The following is a 15519-nucleotide window of genomic DNA, read 5'->3' as shown; positions in this document are numbered from 1 at the left end:
ATTAGATTTTTAAGAAAAATCATATAATAATGGAGGGTGTTGTCATGGCACATCTACGCAATAAAAAGATTCTAGATTTTTTAAGCGGTTATATAGAAGAGAAAATAACTGATGTTTCTGTATTACCTCCCGATGATTTAGGATGTTCTACTAATTATATTGCACAAAAAACAGGTATCTTACGTAATAATGTAAGTATGGAACTTAATTTAGCTTTTAAAAGGGGAATAGTCATAAAAATTATTGGGAAACCAGTATTGTATATAGATAAAACTACTTTTGAAAACAAATATAATATAAAAATTAGTAGTAATTTATTTAAAAATTTTGATGATTTGCGAAATACTATTTCTGAAGGTCCTTTAAATAAAAGTTCATTGTATAGTGGTTGTGTAATAACAACTTGCTCTGATGTACAACAAACACCAATTAAAATATCAAATAATGTTTTTGATAGTTTAATTGGTATTGAGGATGATTTAAGTACTCAGGTCAAGCAAGCTAAAGCAGCTATATTTTATCCACCAAATGGGTTGCATACATTGATAACAGGACCAACTGGAAGCGGTAAAACTACATTTGCTAATATTATGTATCGTTATGCTGTGGAAACTAACAAATTGTCTACTAAGGCACCATTTATTGTTTTTAATTGTTCTGATTATGCAGAAAATACACAATTGCTTTTGTCGCATCTTTTTGGACACACAAGAGGAGCATATACTGGGGCTGTAAAGGAAACAATAGGTTTAGTTGGACAGGCAAACGGGGGGATTTTGTTTCTTGATGAGATACATAGACTACCACCTGAGGGACAGGAAATGTTATTTTCTTTAATTGACCATGGTAAATATCGTAAATTGGGTGAAACGGGAACATACCACACTGCTACGGTTCTTATTATAGCGGCAACTACCGAAAATCCTCAATCAGCTATATTGAAGACTTTTTTCCGCCGTATACCTATACTTATAACACTTCCTGGACTAAATGAGCGTTCTTTAAAAGTCAGGATGAAGTTGATAAATCATTTTTTTCAAACTGAATCACAAATTATAAAAAAACCATTAACAGTATCCAGAGAAGTTTTAAAAGTGCTATTATCATATAATTGTAGTGGTAATATAGGACAATTACATAATGATATTCAGGTGTTATGTGCTACAGCATTTATTGAAGCAACTCTTTCACATGTTACAGAAGATACAATTCATATAAAATTATCACATATTAATGATAATTTAAAAAATGAATTTTTTCAGTCTTCTTTTAATCGGCAGGAATTTTATAAAACCTTTAAATTTGATGACATAAAAAATATTACATTTAGTAAAAATATTGACCAATTTAATAATTTATTCCAGGAAAATGATTGTAATACAGATAATAACTTATATGAATATATTTTAAAAACGGCGAAGTATTTTTATAAAAATGGTTCATCTATTAATGATATAAAAGAAAAAATTTATTCTAAACTAGCCTTTCCCAGAAACATTACAAATAAATCTAATATAAAGATTGATAAAGATATTTTAAACAAAATTATAAATACTGATTTGATAAATATTATCAAAAATAATCTATCAGCGAGTAATATATTTGATTCGACTGATAATAAAATGATTTATAGTCTTGCCTTACATTTAGAATTATTAAAAGATAGATTGGAAAATGGACAACTAACCACGATTATAAATGTTAAAGAAATTATTGCAAAATATACTGATGAATTTAAATTAGCTCAAAAAATTTGCAATGATATTAATAAGTTTTTTGAGCTAAGGATTCCTCTATCAGAAGTTGCAGTAATAGCATCTTTTTTTCATACTTTGAAGCAAAATCAACTAATAATTTATCCTATAATAGTTATTTGCCATGGACGTAATACCGCAACCAGTATGGCGGATGTTGTAAAAAATCTGATTGGAAATCCAGAAATTTATCCTATTGATATGCCGCTTGATGCTAAGATAAGTACAATCTTAAATATTGCAATTAATTTAGTTAAAAGTTTAAATTCTAAAAGAGGTTTATTAATGTTGGTTGATATGGGGTCGTTAATGAATTTTGCTGAGATAATTTCTAATAGGACAAATTTGGTAATAAAAACAATGGGTAATATATCTACTCCCTTATTATTAGAAGCTGCACGTCGTTGTATGATGCCAAATACTACACTGGATAAAATTATTAGTTCGCTTAATAATCCACCATCTGCTGCACAAATTATTTTTGATGAGTCCCCCATGTTTCCCTTTTATAAAAATATTGATGCAAATTTATTAAGTCAACTGATTTCCAGTTTATCTGATATAACTATTTTTATAGATGTAAAGAAAGCAGTTTATCTTCTGAGTCAAACACTTAATAAGTTATTATCCACTTATAAATTAAATATTTCTGAAAGTTTTTTTGTAAAATTTATATTTCATTCAATTTGTATGTTAGAACGTGTAATACGTAAAGAATCATTACCTTATAAAAACGTTTATAAAAAAAAGACATTAGACTTATTTTATATAATGAGGGAGAATTTTATTATATTAGAAGAAAATTATGGTATAAGCATTCCAGATACAGAAATTGCATATATTGTAGATTTGTTTTTACTAAATTTTCCTGAAGTAATGAATTTACAAAGATGTGTTAAGTAAGAACTAATAAGCGTTTAATTATTTTGCTAAACAGAGATCATGTAAATAATAAAAAGTTATTTATATTGAATGCTTCATGATATTAAAACATCCACTAGACACATTAAACGATATAAGAAAAATGGTAGCAGAAATATATGATACACCGAGCCTTTTAGCACAAATAGGAAAAAATGAACTAAATAAATTACAAAACGAATTAGACAAAACAGTAAATGGAACAGCCTACGAAACAGGAAAAGGAATAGGAAAATTATCTGTAGAAGTAGCAATAGCAATGGCAGGAGCAGGGTTAGGAGAAAAATTAGCAGCAAAAGTCTATAATGAACCCATAAATTAAGACAAAAAATCAGTTGTTTTTAAGTTAGGTATTGACTAATATTTTAGATGAAGGAGACATTCCTATGAAACGTAATCCGCACACACCTAACGAAAAAGCGAAACTGGTTCTTGAAGTCTTAAAATGTGAACGCACGCTCAACGAAATTACTTCAGAACATGGCATTCATCCAAACATGCTTTCAAGATGGAAAAACGAAGCTATCGCTGGATTAGCGTCTGTTTTTGAAAACGATGCTGCCCAGAAACGTAAAGAGAAAAAAGAACACGAGGCCGAAATTGATGAACTCTATGCTCAAATTGGCAAACTAACTACTCAAAATGAGTGGTTGAAAAAAAAATCTGGTCTGTGATTTTTCTTCGACTGCCAGGCAATCGCTGGTAGATTGGTCTAATGCAAATGTTTCTATTGCTGAGCAGGCCAGCCTGCTGTCCATTAATAGAACTACGTTATACTACAGACACAGATTACCGGATACTGATGATTTGGAAGTTAAACGACATATTGATGAAATATATACAGCACATCCAGAGTTTGGATACCGCCGCATATGCGCCTGGTTAAACTGCTATGAAAGTATTCACATTAATCATAAAGCAGTATTGAGACATATGCAGCAAATGGGCATACAGGCTATTTATCCTAGGCAGAATACCTCTCGGCCCAATCCGCAAAATCCCATATATCCGTATCTGCTGAAAGGCTTAACAATAGAACATCCTGATCAAGTCTGGAGCATTGACATAACATATATCCCAATTCGTTCTTCATGGTTGTACCTGACAGTCATTATTGACTGGTATTCACGGTACATCATCGCTTGGATGTTAGATGACACAATGGATATCGGTTTTGCATCCTCATTTTGTATGCGTACTTTTTCTTTTTTTGTACGCGTACTTTTTTTATTTTGTACGCATACCTTTTTAGCTTTATCTCTTGACCATTTATAGCGTGTTTTCCAGCTTTTAACAGTTGAAAGGCTTACATCATATTTAGCGGCAATGTCTTTATACTTCATACCGCTGACATAATCTATTTCAGTCTGATCTATATTATTCACATAATCACCACCACCTATTAAAGAATGATATAATATTAATTATTATATTAATGAAAGGATTGATAAATATGGATCCCCAAATTACTTCTGCATTAATTTCATTAGGAACATCATTAGGAACATCCGTAATGACTAAAGGGGCTGAAGCTCCAGCCAACACCTTAAATCTCGTTTGGAAAGCTACTTTTGGAAGATATGACAAAGCTTTACAAAATTATATTGATCAATTATCCTATATTGACGAAATCAAAGAAGAATCAAAAAAAATTCCTAGAGAATGCATAAAAAAAGATACTGATATCAGCTTAATTGGACCAGCATTAGAAGCATCTAAATATTATATAGAGAATGAAATAATTAGAAAAATGTTTGCAAAAATAATTGCGGCCTCGTATGATTCCAGAAAAGACGGAATGGTACATCATGCCTATATTGAAGTAATAAAACAATTAAATCCATTAGATGCTAGCATTTTTCAGTATTTACGTAATCCTACATTACTAATTTATTACCAATTAAATTCCGATGAAGAAGATAATTTTGTAGAAAATATTTTTATGTCTGATAAATTTATGGAACCTACTTTTGAGACAATTTTAGCTGTAAGCAATTTAGAACGATTAGGCTTAGTTTATATTGAAAGAGCAAGATCCAGTTTTGTTATTGATCATCCTAATCAAGATGAATATATAAATCATTTTAAAACGACTAACTTTTATAAAAATCTTCCACCAGCAAAAAAACCTTTTTTTTCAATAGAACAATTGCAAATTACAACATTCGGACAAAAATTTAAAGAGATATGCTTATAATAAATACGCATAAAAAAAGTACCCCGAAGGATGCTTTAAATGATATACATTTTATTATAATTTCAAACTTTTGTTGAATCCAATTTGCAATCTTTATCTACCATTTCTACAACGATCAAATTACTACCTAATAAGTGATCATATCATTAGCAATTTAAAAACTTCCCTTAAAACCATAATAATGTTCTTTTTTAGTTGAATTATATCCAATATCTGCATATTTATTTAAAGCTCTTGCCTTGAAATTACGCAACAGTTTGCATAAGGGATATAATGGTCTCATAAATTAAGACATTTTCTGAACACGTTTATAATGAACCTGATATACTGTAGATAACACTCGAAAGAAGGTTCATTTATGTCTCGGAAAAGAAGAAATTTCACAGCAAAATTCAAATCGGATCTTGTTCTTGAACTGCTCAAAGGCGAGAAAGATCTCAACTCGATAGCTACCGAAAATAGCATACAGCCAAATCTTTTGCGAAACTGGAAAAAGGAATTTCTTGATAAAGCCTCTGTTGTATTCGATGATTCCCGTGAGGAGAATATCAGAGAAAAGCTTGATGAGGAACGCAAAGAGAAAGAAGAATATGCGAAAAAGGTTGGCCAGCTCACCATGCAGGTGGACTGGTTGAAAAAAAAATCTACAGAACTCCTTGGACCTGACTACGAAAGTAAATTTAGTCCGAAACCTTTTGACGACTAAGGAACTTCCAGCTCAAAAAGGCGCTGAATTACTTGAAGTAAATCGTACTAGCATTTATTACAAAGGAACGCCAGTTTCAGAAGAAGAGCTTGCATGTAAGGCCATTATAGACCGTATTCATACAGATAATCCCGCTTGGGGCGCACGTCAAATGTCATCTCAACTTAAAAGCCTTGGTTATTTAGTAGGCCGCAGGAAAGTACGCCGATATATGACGGAAATGGGAATTGACGCAATATATCCGAAGATGAATCTTTCAAAGCGCATGCAGCAGGCAAAGGTATGTCCTTACTTAATGCGTAATGCCGTAATATCTCGGCCAAATCAAGCCTGGTCAATAGACATCACCTATATTCCCATCAAGCGAGGATTCCTTTATTTGACTGCTGTCATCGATTGGTATAGCCGATGTATTGTTGGCTGGGAAGTAGATGATACATTGGATACAAGAATGGTCATTCATGCACTTGGAAAAGCTTTTAGAGTTGCCAAGCCACTAATTTTAAATTCAGATCAGGGGTGTCAATTCACCAGCAATGAATATATTGAATTTCTCAAGGGGAATAATATCCGTCAAAGCATGGATGGGAAGAGCCAATGGGCTGACAATATCATGATTGAACGTTGGTTTCGAAGTTTCAAGTATGAAGAAGCTTATCTGACCCAATATGCCAACCTAAAAGAGGCGCGTCAAGCAATTAAGAAGTATATCTATACCTACAATTTTAAACGGCATCATTCAGCAATTGATTATCAGGTGCCAGCTACGCTGTACTATCCAGCAATGCTGATAGACTATGCCACGGCTTAAGGTTCATTATAAAATCTTTAAATTTCTGTCTTGACAAGTGAGCCATTATAGGAAGTGGTAAACTGTCAATAACTGTATAGTCCGGTTTAGATGTATAATCTGATGTTATTCCATTACGAATTAGTTGTAATGAAATGGCTGTATTACGACATATTCTATTAAATCGTGACCTTTCAGGTAAAAAACCTTCTTCAAAAATACAGTTTTTTAAAAATTGATAATATCTTGACTGAACAGTAATTTTTAATTCAACCTGCCAACACATTAATGTTAATACAGTAACATCATCTAATTTTGATTGTTTTATATTACGACGCTTACGAATTGATTCTGGAACATATTTTTTATACAATACAATAAATTTTGATACCAATTTGATAAATATAATTGTAATTTTAAGTTATTTTGTCTATACTTAAATTGGTTCAACATTTGCTACACTTCTTTGGGCTTAGATACTTAGAAGGATAGTCTGTTGAACCTTTTTTGTAAAGTTAATTATTTTATCAACTAGCACAATGCGCAAGAGGAGAAATACAATGAATTTTTTACACTTGATAGCTGACGCTATAACAGTATTTACTACATTATCATTAACGTCACAAAAAAAACATTATTTAAGAAAAGCTATTTTCGCTACTGTTATTAATTTTTTATTTGCTGTAATAGTAAATACTATCATTATTATACATTGGCCTATATATTTAGGTATTATTATGATAGCTATAATGATTGTTTTTTCACTATTAATATTATATAAAAGATAATTATTTTAAATAATTGGGGCTGTTTCATAGTTTGTGTAACCCTTTAAGCTGATGTAATGTAGAATGTACTTTCGTTGAATAGGTTTTACAATATGGGCATTGGACCATAGTTTGTGATGAAGCAACTTGAATAATTAGCGTATCTCCTTTTATTTTATGAGCAATATATATTAAATTTTTATCAAGCATTGTTACAAAATCATGCATATTCATCTTCTCCTAACTTTAGTGTAATTATATTTATTACTTTAATATTATGAAATCAACTAAAGTTAGAAAGAACCGATGTGCTGCTTACAAAAGAATAACAAATTATCCTATTGCTGCTAATATTTTAGACCGTAATTTAATGTTAATAACCCAGAATACGAAAAAACATCGTCATTAGATGATGCAGAAAAAAGCTATGAAGAGGATTATATAAAAAAAGCTAAAGCAATAAATGATTCAAGAAAAGAAAATATTGATAAGATATATGATAATATTGAAGAATCAACTGAAAATCCTTATAGAATTAGTGATGCTAATAATATTTCACAAAAAGAACGTATTAATGCAGCTGATATAGTACTAACTAGTAATGGAAAAAAGAATATATTGAATATCGATACAAGTAATATAAATAACAAACAAAATGATAATAATTCGGATAATAATCAATTAATAGTGCCAATATCATCAAGTGATAAGGAAAACATTGTAAATAAAGCTGAAGCTAAAAAGAACTATAAGAATATTTTAGAAAAAGACAGAACAAATAATGCATTAAATCATATTTTTAATGAAGATGCAGCTGATAAAAGTGTAAAAAGGAATATAGAAAATATAATTAATGAAATTTTTTAAAAAAAATCTTATTAAAATATAAAAAATATATAATTTAAGTCTCCTTTATTAATAGAGAAAAAAATACAAGCCTGTATTTAAATTTATTCTCGATTTAATAAAGGAGATTTTAGTATGTTAAAAGAAAAGGAATTAGAAGTAAATAACCTGAAAGAATTAGAAAAAGTAGATTTGACTAAAATTTATTGCAATCCCAAAAGGCTCTTTAGTAAGGGGAAAAATGGAAAAATTAATAATACTTTAGAGAAATCTTTATTAAAAACAAATTTACTTGCAGCGACAGCTAAAAATATTAATGCGGTTATAAAAGCAAATAATGTTTATAATGCTGGATTAGCAAGTGCTGGAGATCAATTTTTATTACAAATTGCAACAAATAATAATACTAAATTATCTGTACAAACAAGCTTTGATAATAATGTAACATATGTAACTACTGTATTTTTTGTAGAAAATAACATAGCTACCGTAGTTACCCAGTCACAAAATTTATTGGGAAATTATGATATAACATCTTTTTTACCTAAAGGTGGAGTGTATTATATACAAATAAGAATTTTATCTGGTTCAGGTAATTTTAAATTTGTTGTACCAGAAATTCTAAAATATAGTAATTCTGAACCAATAGATAATTTATATCAAGCAATAAATTTAGTTCCTAGCGAAATATAAACGCAACAGATTTTTTTGATAATAGTAATGATTTTGATTTCTATGCGATAACTTCACCTTCAGATAATACAACTGCATATATTAATTTTTCATTCGATAATTTAGCATTAATGAAAACCATTAATGCTAAAGAACCAAGTATTGAAAATGCAAAAATTGAATTGTTAGGATTTTATGTAAATGAAAATAAAAATATTGATTGGCAAATAAATGAAACATTTTTAGATTCGTTAATTGATCATAAAATTACTTTTAAAAATAAGGGAACATATATTTTAGGAGTGTATCATACAAATCAAACACAACAGGGACAATTAGAAGAAAATTATAGTATAGATGTTGATTTTGAAAGAAAAATTATAACAGATTTGGTTTCTAATGGTACTAATTTTACTATTCAAAGTTACAAAGGCTCATATGATGAAGGAACCTATGATTCAGATTATGCTAAAACATCAGATTTTTGGATTAACGGATGTGCTGTTGAAATTAGTGGATTAGTAAGAGATTGGATTAAAGGGCAAACTGGAAAAGTTATAGCTAGAGTAAAAAAGTAAGCGAATAATAAAACAGTGGATGTAAAATACTCCATAAACATGAGATAATTTCTTTAGAGTTTTCAGAGCAGGTCGAAAAACTCGAAAAAGTCTAAAGGGGGATTTTCTCATAAGTACTAAAGAATTAACCAGACAATATCGTTTGCAGCAATGGCGGAAGTATTTGAAAGAGCGAGCGGGCAGCAATCTTACAGTAAAATCTTTTTGTGAAAAGTATGGTTTAAACGTAAAAAGTTATTATTATTGGCAGAAATTAATCCGTAATGAAGCAGGTAAGTCTTTAGCAGGTGCTATTGTTCCTATTAATATTTCTGCCTCATTAAAATCAGCAAATGTTCCAGCAAAGATCACCATTCGTTATGGTAATTTTTGCTTGGAAACACAGGATAATATACATCCTCAATATTTGGAAGAAACACTGGCGTTATTTATAAAAATGGAACAGAAGTATGCTCGGTGACATATCTTCAGTAGAACATATTTATATAGCCTGTGGTCATACGGATATGAGAAAGTCAATAGATGGTCTTTGCTGTTTAGTACAGCAAAAATTCAAGATGGATCCGTTTGACAAGAGTTTGTTTTTATTCAGCGGCAGGAAACACGACCGGCTTAAAGCATTATTATTTGAAGGTGATGGTTTTGTCCTTTTATATAAACGGCTGGAAAATGGCAAATTCCAGTGGCCGGATACACCTGAAGAAGTACTGGATTTAAGCCGGCAGCAATTACGCTGGCTGCTGGAAGGTTTATGCATAAACCAGCCTAAAGCTGTAAAGAAAATAACCGCTAAAAATTGTATATGACCGGTAAATTCATAAATTGCTATGAATTTACCGGTCTTTCTGCTAGTGTGCCCGGCATGGGCGCAGTCTAACGGGTGAAAGTCCCGAGTGCAGGTTAATAGTGCCAAGCACATAGCTTAAGGCAAGGGTGTCCATCGCGAGGTGGAATCTAAAGGAAGCCAGCGGCAAATCTCTGGTCTGACGAACAGAAATCACATATAAGGCAGGAGTAACCGGGTAAGGTTGCTAGACAAACCAAAGCCCAAAACTATTCGAGGCCAATCCTGTAAATGTGGCAGATGGATGGAGAGAAAGACTGCGTTCTTACCCGGGGAGGTCTCGCGGACATGCAGAAATAAAATTGAAACATGGTTGAAATAAGATTTATCGTGAGAAGTCAGCTGAGGTCATAGTACTGGAAGAAATCCAGGAAGGACCGAACAATAATAGCGTTCTTGGGCAGAGGGAGGAGAAGTCATGCAAAGAAAGCAGAAAACCAATAAAATGGACTGCCCTTGTAAGGGTATGTTGGAAACAGATAGTAGCAAGGGAGCGCAGAGCATGACATCGCTGGGAACTGCAACAAAGAACCGTGTGAACCTGTTAGAAATAATCCTAAGTCCGGCAAATCTCAATGAAGCCTATCTCAGGGTAAAGCGAAAGAAAGGCGCAGCCGGAGTAGATGGCATGAAAGTTGACGAAATGTACGGATGGTTAAAAGAACATAAGGAAGAATTCCTTGAATCGCTAAAGAACGGGAAATATAAACCACAGCCGGTACGGCGGGTAGAAATACCTAAGCCAGACGGAGGGAAAAGAAAGCTTGGCATACCAACAGTACTGGACGGAGTAATACAACAAGCAATAATGCAGGTACTACAGCCAATTTTCGAACAGACATTCTCAGACAACAGTTATGGATTCAGACCGGGAAAGAGTGCGCACCTGGCCATAAAACAGGCGGAAGCCTATTATAAAGAAGGATACACTAAAATAGTGGACCTTGACCTTGCACAGTACTTTGACACGGTAAATCATGACATGCTCATAAACATGCTCCGAGAAGAAATACAGGATGAGCGCGCAATAGCACTCATCCGAAAATATTTAAAGAGCGGAGTAATGGAAGGCGGAATAATAAGCCCGACAATGGCAGGAACGCCGCAGGGAGGAAACCTGTCACCATTACTGTCTAACATCTATCTTACAAAATTTGACAAACTGCTAGAAAGCAGGGGACATAAATTTGTAAGATACGCCGATGACTGTAACATCTATGTAAAAACGCCAAGAGCGGCAAAACGTGTAATGGAGAGCTGTATAAACTATCTTGAAGGAAAACTGAAACTAAAAGTCAACCGGAAGAAAAGTAAAATAGGCAGCCCATTGCGGGAAAAGTTTTTAGGATTTTCTCTGCACAAAGTAGTAGGGAAAATAGGAATCAGGCCACACCAAAATGTAATCCGGAAATTCAAGCAAAAGGTGAAAGAAATAACCGGCCGCAGTCGCGGCCGGTCAATAGAAAGCATCTTGCTTGAATTAAAAAATTATACAATAGGCTGGCTTAATTACTTTTCCATAAGCGATATGCGCAGCAGAATACAAGATTTAAACCAGTGGATTAGGCGTAGATTGAGAATGTATCTGTGGAAACAGTGGAAGAAAATTTCCGCGAGATTTAAAAATCTGAATCGATTAGGATTGTACAAAGGCAAGGCGTGGGAGTATGCCAATACAAGACTGGGGTACTGGCGCATCGCAAACAGTCCAATATTAGGCAAAACACTAACAGATAAATATCTTGAGTCGCTTGGTTATATGAATATAGCCAAGAAATATGAGATGTTTCATTCACGTTAAATTATTGAACCGCCGTATACTGAACAGTAAGTACGGTGGTGTGAGAGGTCGGTCATTCAATTAATGAGTGACCTCCTACTCGATTACTGTAAACATCTTTTTATTAAAGGACGGTTATTTATGACACAGCTGGAAGCTTCAATGAAAAAACGCATAACAACATTAGAAGAAGAAAACCTGCGTCTTAAAGAACAGGTTGCTTATCTACGCAAACATGTATTTGGCCGTAAAACAGAAAAAACAGCTGTTATTTGTGAAGATCAATTAAGCCTGTTTGACGAAGCAGAACAGCAAACAAAGAAAAATGTTCCCGAACCAGAAATACAGATAATAAAAGAACATAAACGCAAAAAATATTCCGGGCAGAAAAAAGAACTGCTAGAAAACCTGCCACATGAAAAGAAAATTATAACACTACCTGAAGATAAAAGAATTTGTAACCGCTGCCAAAGTAACCTTGTCTCCATGGGTGAAGAATTTATCCGCAGCGAATTAGAATATATCCCAGCTAAAGTAAAAGTAATAGACCTTTACCGGGAGACATTTGAATGCCGCACTTGCCGAAAAAATGAACACTTCAGTATAGAAAAACCACAAATACCAGCATCCGTAATACCACATAGTATAGCCACACCGTCAGCAATAGCTCATACCATGCAGCAAAAATATGAATATGCAGTACCACTTTACCGTCAGGAAAAACAATGGCAGCAATTAGGCATAAAACTAAACAGAGCAACGCTTGCCAACTGGATAGTTTTAGCAGCACAAGAGTGGCTGCTGCCCATAATAAAAAAAATGCATGAATATCTTTTACAAGAAAAAGTTATTCATGCAGACGAAACACCAGTACAGGTAATGGGCGAAAAAAACCGTAAAAACACAGCAAAATCCTATATGTGGCTGTATAGCAGCGGTAAATATGACCCAATACATAACATCCGGATATTCGAATACCAGCCAGGAAGAAAAGGCGATTATGCCCAAAACTTTCTCCAAGGATATAACGGGTATTTGCACACCGATGCCTATATTGGCTATGAAAAAGTAGAAAACATAAAACATTGTCTGTGCTGGGCCCATGCCAGAAGATACTTCGTTGAAGCAATACCTTCTGACACTGACGAACTTTCCGGGACAATAGCACAAGAAAGCATAAAACAAATAAATAAACTGTTTGCCATAGAAAAACTATTAATAAAAGAACCCATACAAAACAGGCAAAAAGAACGTCTCCAGCAAGAAAAACCGCTGCTGGAGGCCTATTGGTCATACCTTAAAATAAACAAAAATAAAATACTGCCAAAATCCAAACTAGGCAAAGCAATAAACTATGCCCTAAACAACCAGCAAAAATTGCAGACCTACCTAGAAAATGGTCATTGTGACATATCCAATAACCTAGCAGAAAACAGCATCCGTCCATTTACCATAGGCCGGAAAAACTGGCTGTTTTCCGGTTCGCCCAAAGGAGCCAAAGCAAGCGCCGCAGTATACAGCATAATAGAAACCTGCAAAGCAAATAAAATAGATGCTTATAAATATCTTGAATACATATTTAAAAAGCTGCCTAACCAGCCAATTATTCATAATCCTGCGCTGATAGAAAATTATCTGCCATGGAGTGACGAAATAAAAAATAACTGTAGTCAATAATTATAAAGTTATAAAAATGCCGCTAGTCCTTGTATGTAGAATACAGGATTAGCGGCATTTTTTCTATACACTATTTGATTGATCGCTTACGTAAAAAATGATTATAATGAAGTAATTTTATCATGTTTCGATATCGGAAAAGATGGAGGATATAAAGCAGTTATACCTCTACCAAAATGTCAAAATAGAGATATGTACGCTATATATCATCAAGAAAAATTAGAGTGGAATACACTTGAATTTATTGGAAGTAATGACAGTGATGTATTAGATAATAATGATAAAAAAGTAAAAGGATTATCTATAAATGGTAAATCAAAATTGGTTATAGGGGTATGTTATGATCCAGTAGTATAAATAATAATTATCTACTTATATAGTGAGTGTATATATTCTTGGACAGTCTATAATAATAGATTGGCCTATTATTTACCATTATAGCTAGGGTATATTTCGTTGCTATTATAAAATATCCATATTAATGATATAATTTTTTAGAATAATAAAAAAAGGCAGTCTATAATAATAGACTGCCTTTTTTTCTGATATACTAATTGATATAACTGATAACACCAGAACTAATAGCTTGAGCAAGAGTATCCTGAAAATTAGTTAAAATAGCAGCGTCATTTTTCTGATCAATAAAACCAAGCTCAATTAAAACAGCTGGCATATTCGTATAACGTAGTACGGCTAAATCGCCACGAGGTTTAACTCCTCGATTAGGAAAAGTGGTATCGACAGATTGTATTGCAGTAATCAGATTAGATTGAATATTATTAGCCAAAGATAATCCTTTAATTGAATCAGGATATATTAAAGTTTCAGCACCGCGAGCTTTACTGTTAAAGCTATTACAATGAATAGACACAAAAATGTCTGCTGACCATGAATTAGCAGTATAAGTTACATTAGGCTGTGAAGGGGATTCACCACATAAATTATTACTTTGCAGTAAGCGTACATTATAGTTATTTTGCAGTAGAAGAGTACGAACTTTATTACCTACAGATAAAGCAATATCACATTCACGTAAATTAAGACTTAAATTGCAGGCACCGGGATCGGGATTACCATTGGGAGAATGACCGGGATTTAAAAAGATATTCATAATTAATAAAACCTCATTTCTATAAAGTGCATAAATACCTTATCTGTTTTATTAATTATTTTTATTAAACTTACATTTTAGATAATATAACCCTAAAGGAATTACTACAGCAATAATAATAACTGCAATAACTATGGAAAAAAGTAAATAATCGTTATTAGTCTTATTTATTATTGCTGACAGTATTGTTACGATATTTTCCATATAGATCACCACCTGAATATTTATATAATTCAGCTAAAATTTTCAAAAATTATATCTCTTTATACATTTAGGAGGTATTAATTATGAAAAGGAATTTAGATGAATTAATAACGTTAGCGCACCATAAGAATCAAGCTGCAATGAATGAAATAATTTCTATTTTTTCAGTGCAGTTAAAAAGTTATAAGTACCAGCTAAACGGAGAAGATACTTCGCAAGATCTAAAATTACTAATAATAGAAATAGTAAATAAAATAGACCTTGAGAAGTTCAACAAAAAAACAGATAAGGTATTTATGTCCTATATATCAAAGAGCTTATTGCATGAAAAATTTAAGCTTTACAAGAAAAATAAAGAAAAAAAAGAGCATGAAGAATATTTTTCTGAAGGATATGAAATTCCATATGATAAAAATGACTATAGTAATATTTTGTTAAAACATTCTTTAGATTACTTAAGCAACGAAGAAATGTCAGTGATTTATTACATATATTTTATTGGATATACAGTAAAAATGGTTTCAATAAAAAATCATTTAAGTATTTACAGAATATATGCTATAAGAAAAAGAGCATTAAAAAAAATTAAAGAGCAAATGTATACTTACTTGAAAAAGAAAGGCAGTTAATGATTTAATTAAAAAAATAAAATTATTAAAAAAAAAGGAATAT

The 15519-nt window shown here is 32.2% G+C and carries 22 protein-coding genes and 1 pseudogene; 18 read left to right on the top strand and 5 right to left on the bottom strand.

Translation table 11 applies throughout. The features are described from left to right. Positions 1–29: 29 nt before the first annotated feature. The 4 genes and pseudogenes from I6760_RS05330 to I6760_RS13055 all read left to right on the top strand — a co-directional run. Positions 30–2657 (top strand): sigma-54-dependent transcriptional regulator, encoded by a 2628-nt coding sequence (locus I6760_RS05330; protein ID WP_196593419.1) that lies wholly within the window; start codon positions 30–32, stop codon positions 2655–2657. A 76-nt stretch (positions 2658–2733) separates the two neighbouring features. Beyond that, on the top strand, positions 2734–2997 hold the full coding sequence (locus tag I6760_RS05325; protein ID WP_196593418.1) for a hypothetical protein: 264 nt from the start codon (positions 2734–2736) through the stop codon (positions 2995–2997). A 64-nt stretch (positions 2998–3061) separates the two neighbouring features. After that, on the top strand, positions 3062–3349 hold the full coding sequence (locus I6760_RS05320) for a transposase (protein WP_196593417.1): 288 nt from the start codon (positions 3062–3064) through the stop codon (positions 3347–3349). Between the two features lie 133 nt (positions 3350–3482). Further along, positions 3483–3824 (top strand): annotated as a pseudogene (locus I6760_RS13055) (IS3 family transposase); the annotation flags it as partial. Here the strand turns inward: I6760_RS13055 and I6760_RS12695 are convergent. Beyond that, the gene (locus tag I6760_RS12695) at positions 3722–4018 is read right to left on the bottom strand and encodes a phage terminase small subunit-related protein (RefSeq protein WP_231036365.1); all 297 of its coding nucleotides are present in this window, start codon (positions 4016–4018) and stop codon (positions 3722–3724) included. The pseudogene I6760_RS13055 and the gene I6760_RS12695 sit on opposite strands and share 103 nt — an antisense overlap. Positions 4019–4128: 110 nt before the next feature. Here I6760_RS12695 and I6760_RS05305 point away from each other — a divergent pair, with 110 nt between their 5' ends. From I6760_RS05305 to I6760_RS05295, 3 genes are all read left to right on the top strand, one after another. Beyond that, positions 4129–4872, top strand: coding sequence for a DUF4393 domain-containing protein (locus tag I6760_RS05305; RefSeq protein ID WP_196593415.1), 744 nt, complete (start codon positions 4129–4131; stop codon positions 4870–4872). A 358-nt stretch (positions 4873–5230) separates the two neighbouring features. After that, positions 5231–5578: a transposase gene (locus I6760_RS05300; RefSeq protein ID WP_196593414.1), complete on the top strand. Its 348-nt coding sequence runs from the start codon at positions 5231–5233 to the stop codon at positions 5576–5578. Continuing rightward, positions 5529–6389 (top strand): IS3 family transposase, encoded by an 861-nt coding sequence (locus tag I6760_RS05295; RefSeq protein WP_330997944.1) that lies wholly within the window; start codon positions 5529–5531, stop codon positions 6387–6389. The genes I6760_RS05300 and I6760_RS05295 overlap by 50 nt, the downstream gene beginning before the upstream one ends. Here I6760_RS05295 and I6760_RS05290 read toward each other — a convergent pair. Next, a complete protein-coding gene (locus tag I6760_RS05290) occupies positions 6343–6762 on the bottom strand; it encodes a hypothetical protein (RefSeq protein WP_196593412.1) in 420 nt (139 codons plus the stop codon). The genes I6760_RS05295 and I6760_RS05290 overlap by 47 nt on opposite strands. A 166-nt stretch (positions 6763–6928) precedes the next feature. Between I6760_RS05290 and I6760_RS05285 the strand changes: the two genes are divergently transcribed. Next, positions 6929–7156 (top strand): hypothetical protein, encoded by a 228-nt coding sequence (locus I6760_RS05285; protein WP_196593411.1) that lies wholly within the window; start codon positions 6929–6931, stop codon positions 7154–7156. A gap of 24 nt (positions 7157–7180) precedes the next feature. On the opposite strand, the gene I6760_RS05280 is transcribed toward I6760_RS05285, so the two are convergent. Continuing rightward, positions 7181–7363, bottom strand: coding sequence for a hypothetical protein (locus I6760_RS05280; protein ID WP_196593410.1), 183 nt, complete (start codon positions 7361–7363; stop codon positions 7181–7183). A 49-nt stretch (positions 7364–7412) separates the two neighbouring features. On the opposite strand from I6760_RS05280, the gene I6760_RS12825 reads away from it, so the two are divergent. From I6760_RS12825 to I6760_RS05240, 9 genes are all read left to right on the top strand, one after another. After that, entirely contained in the window at positions 7413–7544 is a 132-nt protein-coding gene (locus I6760_RS12825; RefSeq protein ID WP_269140273.1) for a hypothetical protein, read from the top strand. Between the two features lie 209 nt (positions 7545–7753). Then, complete coding sequence (locus I6760_RS05275) at positions 7754–8002, top strand: hypothetical protein (protein ID WP_196593409.1); 249 nt, start codon at positions 7754–7756, stop codon at positions 8000–8002. A 114-nt stretch (positions 8003–8116) separates the two neighbouring features. Further along, positions 8117–8674, top strand: coding sequence for a hypothetical protein (locus tag I6760_RS05270; protein ID WP_196593408.1), 558 nt, complete (start codon positions 8117–8119; stop codon positions 8672–8674). 110 nt (positions 8675–8784) lie between these two features. Beyond that, entirely contained in the window at positions 8785–9231 is a 447-nt protein-coding gene (locus I6760_RS05265; RefSeq protein WP_196593407.1) for a hypothetical protein, read from the top strand. Positions 9232–9373: 142 nt separating this feature from the next. Continuing rightward, complete coding sequence (gene tnpA, locus I6760_RS05260; RefSeq protein ID WP_407947296.1) at positions 9374–9691, top strand: IS66 family insertion sequence element accessory protein TnpA; 318 nt, start codon at positions 9374–9376, stop codon at positions 9689–9691. Next, entirely contained in the window at positions 9681–10037 is a 357-nt protein-coding gene (gene tnpB, locus I6760_RS05255; RefSeq protein ID WP_196592910.1) for an IS66 family insertion sequence element accessory protein TnpB, read from the top strand. The genes tnpA and tnpB overlap by 11 nt, the downstream gene beginning before the upstream one ends. Before the next feature lie 456 nt (positions 10038–10493). Then, entirely contained in the window at positions 10494–11876 is a 1383-nt protein-coding gene (ltrA, locus tag I6760_RS05250; protein ID WP_231036100.1) for a group II intron reverse transcriptase/maturase, read from the top strand. A gap of 120 nt (positions 11877–11996) precedes the next feature. Then, the gene (gene tnpC, locus I6760_RS05245) at positions 11997–13532 is read left to right on the top strand and encodes an IS66 family transposase (RefSeq protein ID WP_196593405.1); all 1536 of its coding nucleotides are present in this window, start codon (positions 11997–11999) and stop codon (positions 13530–13532) included. 78 nt (positions 13533–13610) lie between these two features. After that, positions 13611–13889 (top strand): hypothetical protein, encoded by a 279-nt coding sequence (locus I6760_RS05240; protein ID WP_196593404.1) that lies wholly within the window; start codon positions 13611–13613, stop codon positions 13887–13889. Between the two features lie 193 nt (positions 13890–14082). Here I6760_RS05240 and I6760_RS05235 read toward each other — a convergent pair whose 3' ends face one another. After that, a complete protein-coding gene (locus I6760_RS05235) occupies positions 14083–14643 on the bottom strand; it encodes an N-acetylmuramoyl-L-alanine amidase family protein (protein ID WP_196593403.1) in 561 nt (186 codons plus the stop codon). A gap of 51 nt (positions 14644–14694) precedes the next feature. Beyond that, positions 14695–14847 (bottom strand): hypothetical protein, encoded by a 153-nt coding sequence (locus tag I6760_RS05230; protein ID WP_196593402.1) that lies wholly within the window; start codon positions 14845–14847, stop codon positions 14695–14697. Between the two features lie 83 nt (positions 14848–14930). Here I6760_RS05230 and I6760_RS05225 point away from each other — a divergent pair, with 83 nt between their 5' ends. Next, complete coding sequence (locus tag I6760_RS05225) at positions 14931–15476, top strand: hypothetical protein (protein WP_196593401.1); 546 nt, start codon at positions 14931–14933, stop codon at positions 15474–15476. Positions 15477–15519 lie beyond the last annotated feature (43 nt).

It is taken from the genome of Pectinatus sottacetonis, assembly GCF_015732155.1.
In the GTDB taxonomy this organism is placed as follows: Bacteria; Bacillota; Negativicutes; order Selenomonadales; family Selenomonadaceae; genus Pectinatus; species Pectinatus sottacetonis.
This window is presented reverse-complemented; position numbering and strand designations above follow the sequence as displayed.

Coding starts and splice junctions, on each gene's coding strand:
- I6760_RS05305 (WP_196593415.1), top strand. CDS start 4,129: ATGGATCCCCAAATTACTTCTGCATTAATTTCATTAGGAACATCATTA.
- I6760_RS05235 (WP_196593403.1), bottom strand. CDS start 14,643: ATGAATATCTTTTTAAATCCCGGTCATTCTCCCAATGGTAATCCCGAT.
- I6760_RS05325 (WP_196593418.1), top strand. CDS start 2,734: ATGATATTAAAACATCCACTAGACACATTAAACGATATAAGAAAAATG.
- I6760_RS05225 (WP_196593401.1), top strand. CDS start 14,931: ATGAAAAGGAATTTAGATGAATTAATAACGTTAGCGCACCATAAGAAT.
- I6760_RS12825 (WP_269140273.1), top strand. CDS start 7,413: ATGAAATCAACTAAAGTTAGAAAGAACCGATGTGCTGCTTACAAAAGA.
- ltrA (WP_231036100.1), top strand. CDS start 10,494: ATGCAAAGAAAGCAGAAAACCAATAAAATGGACTGCCCTTGTAAGGGT.
- I6760_RS05300 (WP_196593414.1), top strand. CDS start 5,231: ATGTCTCGGAAAAGAAGAAATTTCACAGCAAAATTCAAATCGGATCTT.
- I6760_RS05280 (WP_196593410.1), bottom strand. CDS start 7,363: ATGCATGATTTTGTAACAATGCTTGATAAAAATTTAATATATATTGCT.
- tnpC (WP_196593405.1), top strand. CDS start 11,997: ATGACACAGCTGGAAGCTTCAATGAAAAAACGCATAACAACATTAGAA.
- tnpB (WP_196592910.1), top strand. CDS start 9,681: ATGCTCGGTGACATATCTTCAGTAGAACATATTTATATAGCCTGTGGT.
- I6760_RS05330 (WP_196593419.1), top strand. CDS start 30: ATGGAGGGTGTTGTCATGGCACATCTACGCAATAAAAAGATTCTAGAT.
- I6760_RS12695 (WP_231036365.1), bottom strand. CDS start 4,018: ATGAAGTATAAAGACATTGCCGCTAAATATGATGTAAGCCTTTCAACT.
- I6760_RS05285 (WP_196593411.1), top strand. CDS start 6,929: ATGAATTTTTTACACTTGATAGCTGACGCTATAACAGTATTTACTACA.
- I6760_RS05320 (WP_196593417.1), top strand. CDS start 3,062: ATGAAACGTAATCCGCACACACCTAACGAAAAAGCGAAACTGGTTCTT.
- I6760_RS05265 (WP_196593407.1), top strand. CDS start 8,785: ATGAAAACCATTAATGCTAAAGAACCAAGTATTGAAAATGCAAAAATT.
- I6760_RS05270 (WP_196593408.1), top strand. CDS start 8,117: ATGTTAAAAGAAAAGGAATTAGAAGTAAATAACCTGAAAGAATTAGAA.
- I6760_RS05230 (WP_196593402.1), bottom strand. CDS start 14,847: ATGGAAAATATCGTAACAATACTGTCAGCAATAATAAATAAGACTAAT.